At 70.8% G+C, this 14,963-nt stretch carries 12 protein-coding genes and 1 pseudogene; 10 read left to right on the forward strand and 3 right to left on the reverse strand.

Annotated elements, in window-relative coordinates; translation table 11 throughout:
- A pseudogene (locus tag ABT025_RS37535) lies at nucleotides 1-111 on the forward strand (electron transfer flavoprotein subunit alpha/FixB family protein); the annotation flags it as partial.
- Between the two features lie 244 nt (nucleotides 112-355).
- Complete coding sequence (locus ABT025_RS37540; protein ID WP_351003163.1) at nucleotides 356-2,260, forward strand: alkyl/aryl-sulfatase; 1,905 nt, start codon at nucleotides 356-358, stop codon at nucleotides 2,258-2,260.
- Between the two features lie 116 nt (nucleotides 2,261-2,376).
- Here ABT025_RS37540 and ABT025_RS37545 read toward each other — a convergent pair whose 3' ends face one another.
- The 3 genes from ABT025_RS37545 to ABT025_RS37555 all read right to left on the reverse strand — a co-directional run bounded on the left by ABT025_RS37545 (nucleotide 2,377) and on the right by ABT025_RS37555 (nucleotide 5,945).
- On the reverse strand, nucleotides 2,377-3,552 hold the full coding sequence (locus ABT025_RS37545) for a macrolide family glycosyltransferase (protein ID WP_351003164.1): 1,176 nt from the start codon (nucleotides 3,550-3,552) through the stop codon (nucleotides 2,377-2,379).
- A 229-nt stretch (nucleotides 3,553-3,781) separates the two neighbouring features.
- Nucleotides 3,782-4,423: a CatB-related O-acetyltransferase gene (locus ABT025_RS37550; protein ID WP_351003165.1), complete on the reverse strand. Its 642-nt coding sequence runs from the start codon at nucleotides 4,421-4,423 to the stop codon at nucleotides 3,782-3,784.
- Nucleotides 4,424-4,589: 166 nt separating this feature from the next.
- Entirely contained in the window at nucleotides 4,590-5,945 is a 1,356-nt protein-coding gene (locus tag ABT025_RS37555) for a lipase family protein (RefSeq protein WP_351003175.1), read from the reverse strand.
- Nucleotides 5,946-7,049: 1,104 nt separating this feature from the next.
- On the opposite strand from ABT025_RS37555, the gene ABT025_RS37560 reads away from it, so the two are divergent.
- The 8 genes from ABT025_RS37560 to ABT025_RS37595 all read left to right on the forward strand — a co-directional run bounded on the left by ABT025_RS37560 (nucleotide 7,050) and on the right by ABT025_RS37595 (nucleotide 14,855).
- Nucleotides 7,050-8,414 (forward strand): ATP-binding protein, encoded by a 1,365-nt coding sequence (locus ABT025_RS37560; RefSeq protein WP_351003166.1) that lies wholly within the window; start codon nucleotides 7,050-7,052, stop codon nucleotides 8,412-8,414.
- 2 nt (nucleotides 8,415-8,416) lie between these two features.
- On the forward strand, nucleotides 8,417-8,845 hold the full coding sequence (locus tag ABT025_RS37565) for a roadblock/LC7 domain-containing protein (protein WP_351003167.1): 429 nt from the start codon (nucleotides 8,417-8,419) through the stop codon (nucleotides 8,843-8,845).
- Nucleotides 8,842-9,195: a DUF742 domain-containing protein gene (locus ABT025_RS37570; RefSeq protein ID WP_351003168.1), complete on the forward strand. Its 354-nt coding sequence runs from the start codon at nucleotides 8,842-8,844 to the stop codon at nucleotides 9,193-9,195. The genes ABT025_RS37565 and ABT025_RS37570 overlap by 4 nt, the downstream gene beginning before the upstream one ends.
- Nucleotides 9,173-9,799: a GTP-binding protein gene (locus tag ABT025_RS37575; RefSeq protein WP_351003169.1), complete on the forward strand. Its 627-nt coding sequence runs from the start codon at nucleotides 9,173-9,175 to the stop codon at nucleotides 9,797-9,799. The genes ABT025_RS37570 and ABT025_RS37575 overlap by 23 nt, the downstream gene beginning before the upstream one ends.
- The gene (locus ABT025_RS37580) at nucleotides 9,796-11,004 is read left to right on the forward strand and encodes a cytochrome P450 (protein ID WP_351003170.1); all 1,209 of its coding nucleotides are present in this window, start codon (nucleotides 9,796-9,798) and stop codon (nucleotides 11,002-11,004) included. Before ABT025_RS37575 ends, ABT025_RS37580 begins: the two co-directional genes overlap by 4 nt.
- A gap of 12 nt (nucleotides 11,005-11,016) precedes the next feature.
- A complete protein-coding gene (locus tag ABT025_RS37585) occupies nucleotides 11,017-12,249 on the forward strand; it encodes a cytochrome P450 family protein (RefSeq protein ID WP_351003171.1) in 1,233 nt (410 codons plus the stop codon).
- Nucleotides 12,250-12,409: 160 nt separating this feature from the next.
- On the forward strand, nucleotides 12,410-13,939 hold the full coding sequence (locus ABT025_RS37590) for a glycoside hydrolase family 43 protein (protein ID WP_351003172.1): 1,530 nt from the start codon (nucleotides 12,410-12,412) through the stop codon (nucleotides 13,937-13,939).
- A gap of 127 nt (nucleotides 13,940-14,066) precedes the next feature.
- Nucleotides 14,067-14,855 carry an IclR family transcriptional regulator gene (locus ABT025_RS37595; protein WP_351003173.1) on the forward strand — a complete coding sequence of 263 codons (789 nt, stop codon included), beginning with the start codon at nucleotides 14,067-14,069 and terminating at the stop codon, nucleotides 14,853-14,855.
- Nucleotides 14,856-14,963 lie beyond the last annotated feature (108 nt).

Here is a 14,963-nt window from a genome sequence, read left to right on the forward strand (position 1 = left end):
AACAAGGACGCCGAGGCCCCGATCTTCGACCTCGTCGACTACGGCGTCGTCGGTGACCTCTTCGACGTCGTCCCGCAGCTCACCGACGAGGTCACGGCCCGCAAGGGCTGACCCTGCCGGGCGGCACACAGCAGAACAGCAGGACCCGCAGTCCGGGGCCGCACGGTGAACCCACCGCGCGGCCCCGCACCGTTGTACCCCCTGTCCATCGCGTTCTCGCCCGTCACCCGTTCGGCCCCGCTCACCTAGTCGGGTGACAGGAGCCGAACAAGGCTGAGGGCGAATCGACGATGCTCGCAGCCCTTCCGGTCCCGCGGGACCGGCCGGCGGTTGCGACGGACGGGAGCTGTTCGTCATGACCTACACACCCAAGGGCGCCACACCCGCCACCGCCGCGGCGAACCGGGAGGCCGTGGCGGGGTACGCCATGGACGACCGGCAGGACTTCACCGACCGGGACCGCGGGTTCATCGCCCCCTTCCCCGACAAGCTGTACTCGACGGACGGACGAGTGATCTTCGATGCCTCCCGGTACGACTACCTCTCCGACGACGCCCCCGCGCCGGACACCGTGCACCCGAGTCTGTGGCGCCAGTCGCAGCTGATCAGCAAGGGCGGCCTGTACAAGGTCGTGGACGGCGTCTACCAGGTGCGCAACAACGACATCGCCAACCTCACGGTCATCGAGGGCGACACCGGTCTGGTGGTCGTCGACTGCATGGCCTCGGTCGAGGCCGCAAGCCAGAGCATGGGCATGATCCGCGAGCACGTCAGCGACAAGCCGGTCGCGGCCGTGATCTACACCCACACCCACATCGACCACTACGGCGGCGTCAAGGGTGTGGTGAGCGCGGAGGACGTCGCATCGGGCAAGGTCCCGATCATCGCCCCGGGCACGATTCCCTCCTTCGACAAGCACGCGATCGGCGAGAACGTGATCGCGGGCAACGCCATGTCCCGGCGGGCCTCCTACGCGTTCAACAGCCTTCTCGACCCCGGCCCGGGCGGCTGCGTCACCTGCGGCATCGGAATCGCCACCGTGCCCGGTGTGACGATCTCGTACATCTCGCCGACCGACGCCATCACCGAGACGGGTACGAAACGGGATCTCGGCGGTCTCGAGTTCGAGTTCCTCTACGCCCCCGACACGGAGGCGCCCGAGGAGATGCACATCTGGATCCCGCAGCTCGGCGCGCTGACCTGCGCGGAGAACGCGAACCACTCGCTGCACAACATCCAGACGCTGCGCGGCGCCCGCACCCGCGACGCCCGCAACTTCGCCCGCTATCTCGACGAGACGCTGGAGCGGTGGGGCGACGACGTGCAGGTGCACTACGGCCCGCACACCTGGCCGGTGTGGGAGAACGCGCGGGTGACGGAGTTCCTGGAATCGCAGCGCGACACGTACAAGTATCTCCATGACCAGGCGCTACGGCTGGCCAACAAGGGCTGCACGCCCCTTGAGGCGGCCGAGGAGATCGAGCTGCCCGAGGAGCTGGGGCGCAAGTGGTTCAACCGCGGCTACCACGGCACCCTGCACCACGACGTGCGCGCGGTGTTCACCAAGGAACTCGGCATGTGGGACGGCGACCCGGTCTCGCTCCACCCCCACCCTCCGGTCGAGGCCGCACGGCGCTTCACCGACCTGATCGGCGCCGAGAAGATCATGGACGAGGGGCGGCGCGCCCTGGCCGACGCCGACTATCGCTGGGCCGCCCAGATCCTGCACACCCTCGTCTTCGCGCAGCCGGAGAACCGGGCCGCCCGTGATCTCCAGGCCGACGCGTACGAGCAGATGGGCTACCAGGCCGAGGGCCCGCAGTGGCGGGGCATCTTCCTCACCGCGGCCAAGGAACTGCGCGAGGGCATTCAGCCGGCCACGTTCGCCACCGCCAGCCCGGACACCGTCCTGGCCATGCCCGTCGACATCCTCTTCGACTTCGCAGCGGTGCATCTGATCGGCGAGAAGGCCGCGGTCGCGGACCTGCGCATCGACTTCCGCTTCACCGACCTCGACGAGACGTGGACGATGCGGGTCGCCCGCGGTGTCCTGAACGCCCGCCGCGGGGCGCACCCCGACACCCGGCTCACCGTCTCCGGTCCCAAGGCCGCGCTGGTCGGTGCGCTGTTGACACCGGCCGCAGCGCCGGAGCTGGCCCGGGACGGGAAGATCGCGCTCGCAGGCGACGGGACCGTTCTGCAGACACTCGCCGGGCTCCTCGACGCGTTCGACCCGGACTTCCCCGTCGTCACGCCGTGAACACCGGATCCATCTCCTGACGTGGCGGTCGGGGCCCGCGACACCGCAGGCCCCGACCGCCACGGACACCGCCGAGGGCGACCGCCGGGAAGCCCGGCTTCGCCCTCGCCCGGGTGTCAGCCCAGCAGCTCCTCGACGAGATCTGCGGCCCGCGGGGTGCCGCCCTCGGCGCGCGCCTCGGCACGCAGCCGCGCCGAGCGACGGGCTGCCTCCGGGTCGGCGACGAGTTCGGTGAGGGCGGTTCGCAGCGCATCGGCGGTGGCGTCCGCGGTGTCGATGCGGCGGGCTACGCCCAGTTCCACGAGCCGGTCGGCGTTCATGAACTGGTCGGCGCCCTGCGGGACGGCGATCATCGGCACTCCGGTGTAGAGCCCTTCGGCGCTACCACCCATCCCTGCGTGGGTGACGAAGGCGTCGGCCTGCTCCAGAATCGCCAGCTGCGGTACCCAGGAGTGCACTTCGACATTGCCGGGTACGGTGCCGAGCTCCGCGCGGTCGGTGTGCCTGCCGACCTGGAGCACGACGTGCCAGCCGGGCAGGTCTCCGTACGCGGCCAGGCACTGGCGGTAGAACTCGGGCCGGTCGGTGTACGCCGAACCCAGCGAGACGAGCAGCACGCGCTCCGCGTCCGCGGGGCGGGTCCAGGTCTGCTCGGCGACGCGTCCCCCGAAGCAGGGGCCGACGAACGTCACCGTGTCCGTGTCGACGTCCTCACCGTGCGGCTGCATCGCCCGGGGGATCAGGGCGAGGGTGTGCGCGGGACGCCCGGAGAAGGCGTCCATGTCGGTGGTGGTCGCGCCGCCGTCAGCGAGCCACCGGGTGAACCTCGCCCGGTACGCGTCGGCGCCGGGCAGTTCCCACATGTGCGCCGCCACGTCCTGTTCGTAGCCGTTCCAGGCGACGAACGTCGGGGACAGCTGCATCAGAGGGCGCTTCTGGGACTCGGCCAGTGCTCGCGCGGCGTACGCGCCGATGTCGTACAGGTAGAGGTCCGCGGGGTCGTCGTCGTAGAAGGCCCGCAGCTGCGGGAGGGCCTGGACGGCGTCGTCGAGGAAGAGGCTCATCGCGCCGATGGCGTCGTCGGGCCAGTTGTTGTCGGCGACCGGCAGGACGGAGCCGTACGGGACGAACTCGGCCCCGGTGGCCTCGATCCGGTCGGCCATCACCGGGTCGTTGGCATACGTCACCCGGTGGCCACGGGCCACCAGTTCACGGATGACCTCAAGGCTCGGCAGGACGTGGCTGACGGCGGGGATACCGGCCATGGCGATGTGTGCACGGCGACGTGACATGGAAGATCACTCGATTCAGGTCTGCGGCGAAATGGACACGGCGAACCCGTGCGTCGGCCGCCCCGGCACAGAGGCCGGTCGTGGGCGCGCACAGGGCTTACCGGACGGAGACGGGGCGCTGCCCCGTCCCGCGTCAGCCGTAGAGCTGCTGGAAGAACATGCGAAGGACCATAACCGGCGCGCGGGCCCGCCGCATCCGGATTTCGGCGGGCCCTGCGCGCGGCAGCCGTCACCCGGACGGGGCGGCGGCTTCGAGATCGTCGACGGTTCCCGACATGATCGTGCGCACGTGGGCGGTGACGTGCTCCGCCGGCCAGTCCCACCAGGCCACGGCGAGCAGCCGGGCGATGTCCCCTTCGTCGTAGCGGGTACGCAGGAGGCGGGCCGGGTTGCCGCCGACGATCCCGTAGTCGGGCACGTCCTTGGTGACCACGGAACCGGCGCCGATGATCGCTCCGTTTCCGATCCGCACCCCGGGCAGCACAGTGGCGCCGTGGCCGAACCAGACGTCATGACCGACGACGGTGTCCCCCCGGTTCGGCAGTCCGGTGAGCAGGTCGAAGTGGTCGGCCCACGAGCCGCCCAGGGTGGGGAAGGGGAACGTCGAGGGCCCGTCCATACGGTGGTTGGCGCCGTTCATGATGAACCGCACCCCCGTGCCCAGGGCGCAGAACCTGCCGATGACCAGCTTCTCCGGGCCGTAGTGGTAGAGGACGTTGCGTGTCTCGAACGCGGTGGCGTCGTCCGGGTCGTCGTAGTACGAGTACTCCCCGACCTCGATCAGCGGGGACTTCACCAGAGGTCTGAGCTGCACCACCCGCGGCTGGTCGGGCATCGGATGGAGCACGGTCGGATCGGCCGGTACGGGCATGGTGCGCGGTTTCCTTCACGGATGGCGGGCAGGGGCCGGGTCCCATGATCGTGTCACCGGCCCCGTCGCGACACCGGTTTACCGTGACCGGGCGCCGGAAGCACGACTGCCGGGCGGACCGGAGGTCCGCCCGGCAGTCCGGGGTCGGGAGTCAGTGCGTCAGGCTTCAGGGCTGGAGCGGCATCGTCCAGCAGTTGGAGGTCGTGCCCTTGCCCGAGAGGCGGTCGGTCATCCAGGAGATCGCGTCGCCCTGGTCGGTGATCAGCGGGACCAGGTGGTTGGTCAGGAGCTTGTCGCCGAGGTTCGGCAGAACGATGGCGTCGTAGGTGACGTCGGCGCCCTTGCGGCACCAGTCCAGGGCCAGTTGGCGCGCCTGGGCGTGGGGCACGATGTCGTCCTGCACGCCGGTGGCCAGGCGCACCGGACCCGCGGGCTTCAGTGCGCCGATGCGCTGCCTGTCCAGGGCGGCCTGCGCCTTGGGCTCGGCGGCGATGACGTCGCCGAGGGACTTGCCGCTGGTGGTCCACTTGGTGCTCTTGGTGAAGCCGTAGCCGAAGATCGCGTCCCCGACGCACATCGTCGAGGCGTCCTTCAGCGCGGCCCGGCCGGCGTCGTTGACGTTGGCCTCGATGACGTCCCTCAGGTCGGGGTCGGCCTGGGCGAAGCCGTTGATCGACCAGGCCAGGGCGCCGGCGAGGGCGCTGCCGTCGATGCCCTTCATGACCGACGTCAGGTTCGCGGGCGGCGCACCGGCGTAGGTGCCTGCGAGCTTGACGTCGGGCGCGTAGGCCGGCTGGAGTTCGGCCGCGGCCGCGCTGGCCCCGCCGCCCTGGCTGTAGCCGTACAGACCGGTGCGCGAGTCGGCCGTGATCGAGGTGCCGGGCAGCTGGTGCGCGGCGCGGGCCGCGTCCAGCAGGGCATGGCCCTGGTCGAGCCGGTTGACGTAGGTGTGGAGCCGGTCGGTCGTGCCGAGACCGACATAGTCGGTGACCACGACGGCGACGCCGGCGGAGAGCAGCCGGTAGATCGCCAGGGTCTCGTAGCCGACCGACACGGTCTCGCCGCTGAGGGTCAGCGGGTACTGGAGGGTCATGGAGGGCGCGCACTGGTCGCCCTGGCCCACGGTTCCCGAGGCCAGCGCCACCAGCGGACGCGGGCCGGAGCCCTTCCATGCGGCGGACGGTTCGATGTAGGCGCCGGTCACCGCGACGGCCTGCCCGCCCGAGTCGGTGGAGCGATACATCAGCCGGGTCGCCGTACCCGGCATGGGCCGGCCGTCCAGGCCCGGCAGACTCAGCCCGAGGGGCAGCGGCTCGTGACGGATCACCGCGCCGTTGGCGGAGGGCAGTTCGGCCGGCGGGTTGTAGAAGTCGGGGATCGTGACCCCGCGGGACACCACGGGCTGCGCCCCGTCGGTGGCCGACGCGGGTGCGGCGTACGCGGCCACACAGGCCGCCGCGGTCACGGCAACCGCCACCGCGCGCAGGCTACCGGGGCGTGTCCCGCGGGCGGGGGAACCCATGGGGGACTTCGTGGGGAAGATGGAAAGCGAACGGGTGCTCTTGCGGCTCACAGCTCACTCCTCGCTCTGCTCGGAATGCAGGTGAACGCAAGCTAGCAGCGGCACTTACCGTAGGTAACCCATCAGTAAGTTACGCTGCGGTAACTATCGGGGGCGAGTGCGCCGCATACCGCGTACGACCGGATCCGCCCGCGAGGAGTAATGCCGACGCACCACCACTCCCCCACTCGCACCGGCGCGCTCCACAGCGATCCGGGAAGCGGCAAGCCAACCGAGCTTCTCCCGAGGCGAATTCGGCCGCCGCCACTCCCACCGTCCATATCCCGGGCCCGCGTTGCCCCACCGCTCATTCACGTACTTCCGGACGGCGGGCAGATCGGCGGACGGCGGCACACGTGCTGGACCGGCTCCCCTCACCGGGCACCGTCCGTCAGGCGGCGGCTCCGCCAACTCCCGTACCGCATATTTACCTTGATGTGCCGTCATCCGGACCGAAAAGCGACGAGACGGCCCCGTGCGACATCCGTTTCGGATTCCTGATTTCCCTCAACACGGCCACACTGCCTCAGCTTTCACAGCAAAGCCTCCCATCAGACACAAGGGCCCCGTGCGCAACAAGGCCAATTCCAACTAGAGTTCCGCCATGCCCATCTCGCCGGCCTTACGCTCACCCCGCCGGCAGTCGGCCGACTCCGCCGTTCCTGCCCTGCCGGACACTCCCGGGCCGGCCGGAAACGGCAGCTCACGACCTCGCAGAAGCTTCTCGAAGGCTCCCGCGCGCACAGCGGGCCGAACCGCGAGCAGGCACTCGGGCAGGCCCCGCCGCAATCCGGCGCGCGCGCCGAAATTCGCCATCTCGCCGATCCTCCGGATCCCCCCTTCCCTCCTGCGTACACGGAGGCAGGGGAATCGGCAGATTCCCGACTCATCATCCGGAGCCGACCGCCCTCGTCCCCCCACAAGTCGGCTTCGGCAGCCAACAGATCCCGAAAACCGGGCACTACGGAGTACAGACACGATGGAATCCCACCCCCGTAACGAGCAGCACGGCCCGACCGGCGGCATACGCACCGGAACCGTCTCCCCGATTCCCGTGAGGGCCTGATGACCGAACTCATACTGATCGTGGCCGCGTTGGCGGTGGGCGCCGGTGCGACGCTCCACTTCCACCGCAAGGCCCGCGCCCAGCGGCGCCGCGCCGACGGCCTTCAGCAGCACGTCGAACAGCTCGGGCAGCAGTTACGCGCCGCCGAGCAGTTCGCCGGATACATCGCGCACACCGTCGTTCCGGCCGCCGCGGCACATGTCCAGACCGGGCAGGCCTACCGGCCCGACCTGGCCGTGCCGCCCCAGCTGGTCCACACCCAGATGGCGGGCGCCCTCGGTGCCCTCGCGGGACAGGCCTGCTCCGCCATCGGCCAGACCGGACAACTTGCGCAGAACGCCGCGCAGGACCAGCTCGCGCAGGTCTGGGCGGAGGCCGAGCAGCAGATCGACCAGGCGCGGCAGGAGTCGGTGAACGTGGCCCGGGCGGCCGTACGCGCCTTCGCCTCCAACACGGTGCAGCGGGCCGCGAAGCTGAGCAGCGCGATCAGTGCCGGAGTGCGCCGCCATGTCTCGGACGAGGCGTACGCCACGCTGGTCGAGATGGACCACCTGGCCCAGCAGATGCTGCTCACCGCGTCCGGGTACGGCGTCCTGGCCGGTGACAAGCTGTCGCGGCGCTGGCCGGCGACCACACTCACCGACGTCGTCCGCACGGCCATGGGGCGGGTCGAGGGCTATCAGCGCATCCAGCACACGGACCTGGAGTCCTTCGCCGTACAGAGCCGGGCCGTGGAAGCCGTCGTCCACACCCTGGCGGTGCTGCTGGACAACGCGCTTCGCTACTCCCCGCCGAACGCCCGGGTGCACGTCTCCCTGGAGCACGGGGCGAACGCCGCCTTCCTCGTCGTGGACGACGCCGGACTGCGGATCGAGGACGAGCGGCTGACCTGGGCGCGCGAGGTGATGTCCGGCAAGCAGCGGGACGACATCACGCAGCTCGGTGCCTACCCGCAGACCGGGCTGCGCGTCGCGTCCGTGCTCGCCGACCAGTACGGCTTCCGCGTCGAGCTGACGGCGCCCAACATGTACGGCGGCACCCGCGCGATCATCGTTCTCCCGCAGGCCCTCCTGACGACGCCCCAGCATCCCCGGCCGTCGTCCGTACAGAGCGTGCCGGCCGCCCGGCCGGCCCCCGCCCCGGAAGCGGAGCCCGCTCCGGCGGTCAAGCCCACCACGGCAAGCGGGCTCACCGTCCGCCGGCGCACCACGCGCCCCGCCGACGGGACGGGCCCCGCCACCGGGACGCAGCCGGTCCCCCCTGCCGTGGAGCCGGGTACGCCCGCCGTGGCCGCCGCGTGGATGGCCGGCAGCCGCATCAGCCGGGACGACCAGAACACCGCAAGCACTGACGAAGGACGTTGATCATGTCGGACACCCACTCGAACGCCCTGGGCTGGCTGCTGGACGAGCAGCTGGGTTCAGTGGAGGGCGTCCGGTACGCCGTACTGATGAGCGGCGACGGCCTGCTCAAGGCCCGGACGCAGACCATCGGCCAGGAGGACGGCGAGAAGCTGGCCGCACTGACCGCCTCACTGCGGGCCTCGGGCCGGGCGTGGGACAACTTCACCGGCGGGCGCGGCGTGCGCCAGCAGCTGATCGAGAGCGTCGAGCGGATCGGCCTGACGACGGCGGCCGGTCAGAACACGATGCTCTCGGTCGTCACGACGGGACCCCACGCCGACGTCGGCCTGATCAGCCACCACATGGCCCTGCTCGTGGTGCGGCTGGGCGAGCAGCTCGGCACCACCGAACGCAGGCCCGTCCTCCAGCCGGACGGAGGCACCACGGTATGACCGGTCCACGGCATGACCCGGACATGGTGAGGCCCTATGTCCGCACGGGCGGACGGGTCCGCCCGCGCCAGAACGTGCTTCTGGAGAGCGTGGTCATCGCCTCGACCAGCCCCACCGGCCAACTGGGGCCCGATGCCCGGCGGGTGATGAGCCTGTTCTCCGTGGGCCACGGAGGGCTGGCCGTCGCGGACATCGCTGCCGCGCTCCAGCTGCCGCCCTCCACCATCCGGATCCTCGTCTCCTCCCTCATGGACAGCGGTCATCTGGCCAGCCCGGCGGCCGCAGAGAACGATCAGCCCGAAAACGACCTCCTGCAGAAGGTGCTTGATGGACTGCGAGAACTGGTCTGACACGCCGAACGCCGTCTCGTACGTGCCGGCCACGGTGACCCGGTCCGCCAAGATCGTGATCGCCGGCGGATTCGGTGTCGGCAAGACGACCTTCATCGGCAGCGTTTCCGAGGTACGGCCGCTGCGGATGGAAGAGCCGATCACCGAGGACAGCGTCGGGATCGACGATCTGCGCGGCACACCGCAGAAGACCACGACGACCGTGGGCATGGACTTCGGCCGTATCCACCTGGCCGGCGGTGCCCTCGCCCTGTATCTGTTCGGGCTCCCCGGGCAGGTCCGCTTCCAGCCCCTGTGGGAGGACCTCGCACAAGGCGCTCTCGGCTGCCTCGTGCTGGCCGACACCCGTGACCTCGATGCGAGCCACGAGGCTCTGAGTCTGCTGGAGGGCGAGGGCATCCCCTACGCGGTGGCGATCAACACCTTCCCCGACGCGCCCGTCTACGACCCCGACGAACTGCGCCAGGCCCTCGCTCTGGACCCTCACACGCCGCTGACCACCTGCGACGCGCGCGACCGTACCTCTTCCCTGCATGCCCTGATCACGCTCGCGGAGTACCTGATCTCGCACCGCGAAGCACTCTCCCTGGAGCCCATGTCATGACCTTCACCAGCTCCGTGCCCACGGTCGCACCGGGCAGGGTCTCTCTGTACGAGCCGGGCTTCGCCGCCGACCCGCACGCCGCCTACGAGCGGATGCGCAAGACCTACGGGCCCCTGGTGCCCGTCGAGTTGTCCCCCGGCATCCCGGCCACGCTGGTGATCGGCTACCTCCAGGCCCGCCGCATCCTCAACGACCCCATGTACTTCCCGCCCGACCCGCGCATCTGGGAGCAGCAGGTGCCGGCCTCGTGCCCCGTGCGGCCGATGATGGAGTGGCGGCCCAACGCCCTGCGCAACGGCGGTGCGGAGCACGCCCGTTACCGGGCGGCCAACACCGCCAGCATCAACGCCGTCGACCAGCACCGGCTGCGCGACCAGGTGGAGAGGATCGCCTCGGAGTCCGTCGGGGACTTCCTCGCCACCGGCAACGCCGATCTGCTCACCCAGTACGCCTGGCCGATCGCCTTCCGGATCCTGAGTGCTCTGCTGGGCTGCCCCGACGAGATCGGAGCCCGTATCGCCGACGGAATGGCGCGCATCTTCAACACCACCGACGCCCATCAGGGCAACCAGATCCTCGGCCAGGCCCTCGCCGACCTCGTCGCCCTGCGCCGGCGTGATCCCGCCGACGACATCACCTCGCGCCTCCTGGCCCACTCGGCGGAGCTGACCGACGAGGAGATGAGCCACCAGCTCGTCACTCTCTACGGCGCCGGCATCGAGCCCCTGACCAACCTGATCGCCAACACCCAGCTGAAGATCCTCACCGACGAGGAGTTCTCCGCCGGACTGCACGCGGGCCAGTCCACGGTGCGCGACGCGCTCGACACCGTCCTGTACACGGACCCGCCGATGGCGAACTACTGCATCACCTATCCGCCCTACCCCGCGGACATCGACGGCTTCCTGCTCCCGGCCCACCAGCCCGTCGTCATATCCATGGCGGCCTGCAACAACGACCCCGAACTCACCCAGGGGCCGACCGGGATCTCGGGCAACCGCGCCCACCTGGCCTGGAGCATCGGCCCCCACACCTGCCCGGCCCGCTCCCACGCCTATCTCATCGCCGAGACCGCGGTGACCTATCTGCTCGACGCCCTGCCGGAGATGGATCTCGCCGTCCCCGCCGCTGAACTGCGCTGGCGCCCGGGCCCCTTCCACCGCGCCCTGGAATCCCTCCCCGTCCGCTTCGCCACCGCTCGCTGAGAGAGAGACACCATGTCCGAGCAGCCCTTACTCGTACTCGATCCCACCGGCTCCGACCGCCACGCCGAGTACCAGGCCCTGCGCGACCGCGGTCCGGCCACCCGTGTGGACGTCCTCGGGGTGACCGCGTGGTCGGTCACCGACCCGGCGCTCCTCAAGGAACTCCTCACCAGCCCGGACGTCTCCAAGGACGCCCGCGCCCACTGGCCGGCGTTCGCCGAGACCGTGGCCACCTGGCCCCTCGCCCTCTGGGTCGCCGTGAGCAACATGTTCACCGCCTACGGAGGCGACCACCGGCGGCTCCGCCGGATGGTGGCCCCGGCGTTCAGCGCCCGCCGCATCCAGGACCTTCGGTCATCGGTCGAGAAGGTGGTCGCCACGCTCCTCGACGAACTCGAGTCCCGGCCGGCCGGTGAGGTGGCCGATCTCCGCCAGGACCTCGCCTACCCGCTGCCGATCGCGGTGATCGGCCAGCTCATGGGTGTCCCCGAGCATCAGCTCGACGGCTTCCGTGCCCTGGTCGACGGTGTCTTCGACACCACTCTCACCGTCGAGGAGGCCACCGCGAACACGGCCGCCCTGTACGAGGCGCTCAACGGACTGATCGCGGCCAAGCGCGCCGATCCCGGCGACGACATGACCTCCCTCCTCATCGCTTCCCGCGACGACGAGGGGGACGGCGGCGCCCTCACCGACGACGAGCTGCGTGACACGCTGCTGCTGATGGTCTCCGCCGGGTACGACACCACGGTCAACGTGATCGACCAGGCCATCACCGCCCTGCTGGCGGATCCCGCGCAACTGGCCCACCTGCGGGCCGGCCGCGCCGACTGGAACAGCGTCGTCGAAGAGACCCTTCGCCACGAGCCCGCCGTCAAGTACCTGCCCATGCGCTTCGCCCTGGCGGACATACCCCTGCCCGACGGACAGAAGATCGCCCGGGGCGAGGCGATCCTCGCCTCCTACGCCGCCGCCAACCGCCACCCCGGCGTGCACGGTGAATCCGCGGACCTCTTCGACGTCACCCGGCCGACGAAGGAGCACCTCGCCTTCGGCCACGGCGTGCACTTCTGCCTCGGCGCCCCGCTCGCCCGCCTGGAGATCACCACCGCGCTCCAGCAGCTCTTCGAGCGGTTCCCCGAGGCCGAACTCGCTGTTCCCGCGGCCGAACTGCAGCCGCTGCCCTCCCTGATCAGCAACGGGCACCAGACCCTTCCGGTCCGCCTGCGCCCGGCCGTCGGCTGACCCTCCGTGCGGGGCCCGCCACTCGCGTGGCCGGGCCCCGTGCGGAGCACGTTCCACCGTTGACAGCTCACCGCCCCCGTGCAACTTTCGAAGCGCTTCGACGATCGTGGCGGTCCGGCGGGCAGCCGTTCCCGCCACCCGGCCACACCCTGGGACGAACATGGCGCTCTTCGACAACCCCGTGATACCCGGCTTCAGTCCGGACCCGAGCATCTGCCGGGTGGGCGACGACTACTACGTGGCGACGTCCAGCTTCGAGTACGTGCCCGGGGTGCCCCTGTGGCACAGCCGCGACCTGGTGAACTGGCGGCTGATCGGTCACGCGCTGGACCGCCCCGGCCAGTTGGAGCTGCCGGACTCGGTCCCGGCCTCGTGCGGTGTGTACGCCCCCACCCTGCGGCACCACGACGGCCGCTTCTGGATGATCACCACCGTGGTCACCGACGCCGGCACCGTCCTGGTCACCGCGAAGGACCCCGCGGGACCCTGGTCGGACCCCGTTCCGGTCGGCGTACCCGGCATCGACCCCGATCTCGCCTGGGACGAGGACGGCACGTGCTGGTGCGTGTACTCGGACGACGGCATCCACGGGGTGCGCATCGACCCGGAGACGGGCGAAGCGCTGGGCGAGCCGGTGGCATTGTGGTCGGGCAGCGGGCTGCAGTACCCCGAGGGACCGCACCTGTACCGGATCGGCGACTGGTGGTACCTGCTGCTGTCGGAGGGCGGCACCGAACGCGGCCACGCGATGTCGGTGGCCCGGGCCCGCAGCCTGCCGGGGCCGTTCGAACCGCACCCGGACAACCCCGTGCTCTCCCACCGCAGCACCGGCCACCCCGTGCAGAACATCGGCCACGGAGACCTCGTACAGGCACAGGACGACACCTGGTGGATGGTGCTGCTGGGCACCCGGCCCCGCGGCGACACCCCCAAGTACCACGGCCTGGGCCGGGAGACGTTCCTTGCGCCGGTGCGCTGGGAGGACGAGTGGCCGCTGCCGGGGCCGGTGGACCTGCGAGCCGAGGCCCCCGCGCTGTCGCCGCACCCCTGGCCGGACGAGCCGGAGCGGGACGACTTCGACTCCCCCGCGCTCGCGCCGTGCTGGGTGTCGCCGCGGCGGCACGATCCGGCCGCCGTCCGCCTCGACGAGCGGCCGGGGCACCTGGTGCTGCACGCCCGCGCGGACAGCCTCGACGTGCCCGGCGCACTCTTCGTGGGGCGGCGCCAGCAGGACCCCGACTGCACCGCCCGTACGCGGGTCGACGTCGCCCCGGGAGGTCTGGGCGGGCTCGCCGTGCGACTCGACGAGGCGCACCACTACCGGTTGGAGACGGACGGCTCCGGCATGGTCCGCGCTGTCGCCAGGATCGGTCCGCTGTGCCACACCCTGGCTGAACGCGCCCTGCCGCCGGGTCCGTTGACCCTGCGGATCGACGTCACGACCACCGTGGTCCTGCCGCCCTCCGTCTCGGACCCGGAGGCGGCGGTCCCGCCGGGCCTGCGCATCGGCGGCCCCGACACCCTCCACCTGGGGTACGAGACCGCCGAGGGCGGCTTCGAGATCCTGGCCGCGCTGGACGGCCGCTATCTCAGCACGGAGGTCGCGGGAGGCTTCACGGGCCGGGTCATCGGCATGTACGCGACCCGCGGCAGCGCGGCCTTCGAGTGGTTCGGACTGCGCCCCGCCTGACGCCGGGGACGAGGGCGGAACGCGCACCTGGGACGGTGCGCGTTCCGCCGGATTTCGCAGCCACCTCTCGGGCCCACGCGATATGCTGATGCAGATTGTGCAAGCGGTTTGCAAAATGAGGAGGGTCATGGCCATTCGGGCGACCGACGCCGGGACGAACCAGAGCGTCGAACGGGCCGTCTCGGTGCTGCGCGCACTCGACTCCGGCCGCGCCGAGCTACGCGTCTCCGACGTCGCCGAACTCACCGGGCTGGGATCCTCCACCACCTCCCGCCTGCTGTCCACCCTCGAACGCCTCGACATGGTCGAACGTGACCCCGTCAGCAACCTCTACCGGCTCAGCCTGGGCATCCTCCCCCTCGCCGCCACCGCCACCAATCGCCACCCCGTCCACCGCGCGGCCCGCATGGTCCTCCAGGATCTGGCCACACGCACGGGACTGGGGGCCAACGTCGCCATCCGCCGCGGGACCGAGCTGATGTTCCTGTGCAATTTCGAGGGAACGCGCGCCCCCAAGTCCTACACACAGGCCGGACACACCGCCCCGCTGCACGCCACCAGCATCGGCAAATGTCTCCTCACCGGGCTCACGCCCAAGGAACGCCGCACGCTGCTTCCGGAACCGCTCGCGGCGCACACCGACTTCACGACCACCAGCCACGACCTCCTCGACACCGAGATCGACACCGTGCGCCGCACCGGCTACGCCGTCGAGGCGGAGGAGCGCGCCCTGGGCCGCGCCTCCCTCGCCGCACCGGTCCGCGACTCCTCGGGGGACGTCGTGGCCGCCATCTCCCTGTGGGGCCCCACGTCCCTCCTCGGCAGCCGCACCGAGACGGAGGGGCAGCGCCTCGCACTGACCCGAGAGGTCATCGAGGCCGCCGACGCCATCAGTCAGGCACTGGGCGCCGTCTGAGTCGCACGCCGCAGAAAAGAGGGGGTCTGTCACCGGTCGGCCGACCGGTGCGCCGGCCGCAAGACCGCCCGCAAGTCGCTGCGCACCGAGAAGCAGGCCGAGAAGCGG

The sequence above is a fragment of the Streptomyces sp. NPDC002809 genome, assembly GCF_040295435.1.
Lineage (GTDB): Bacteria > Actinomycetota > Actinomycetes > Streptomycetales > Streptomycetaceae > Streptomyces.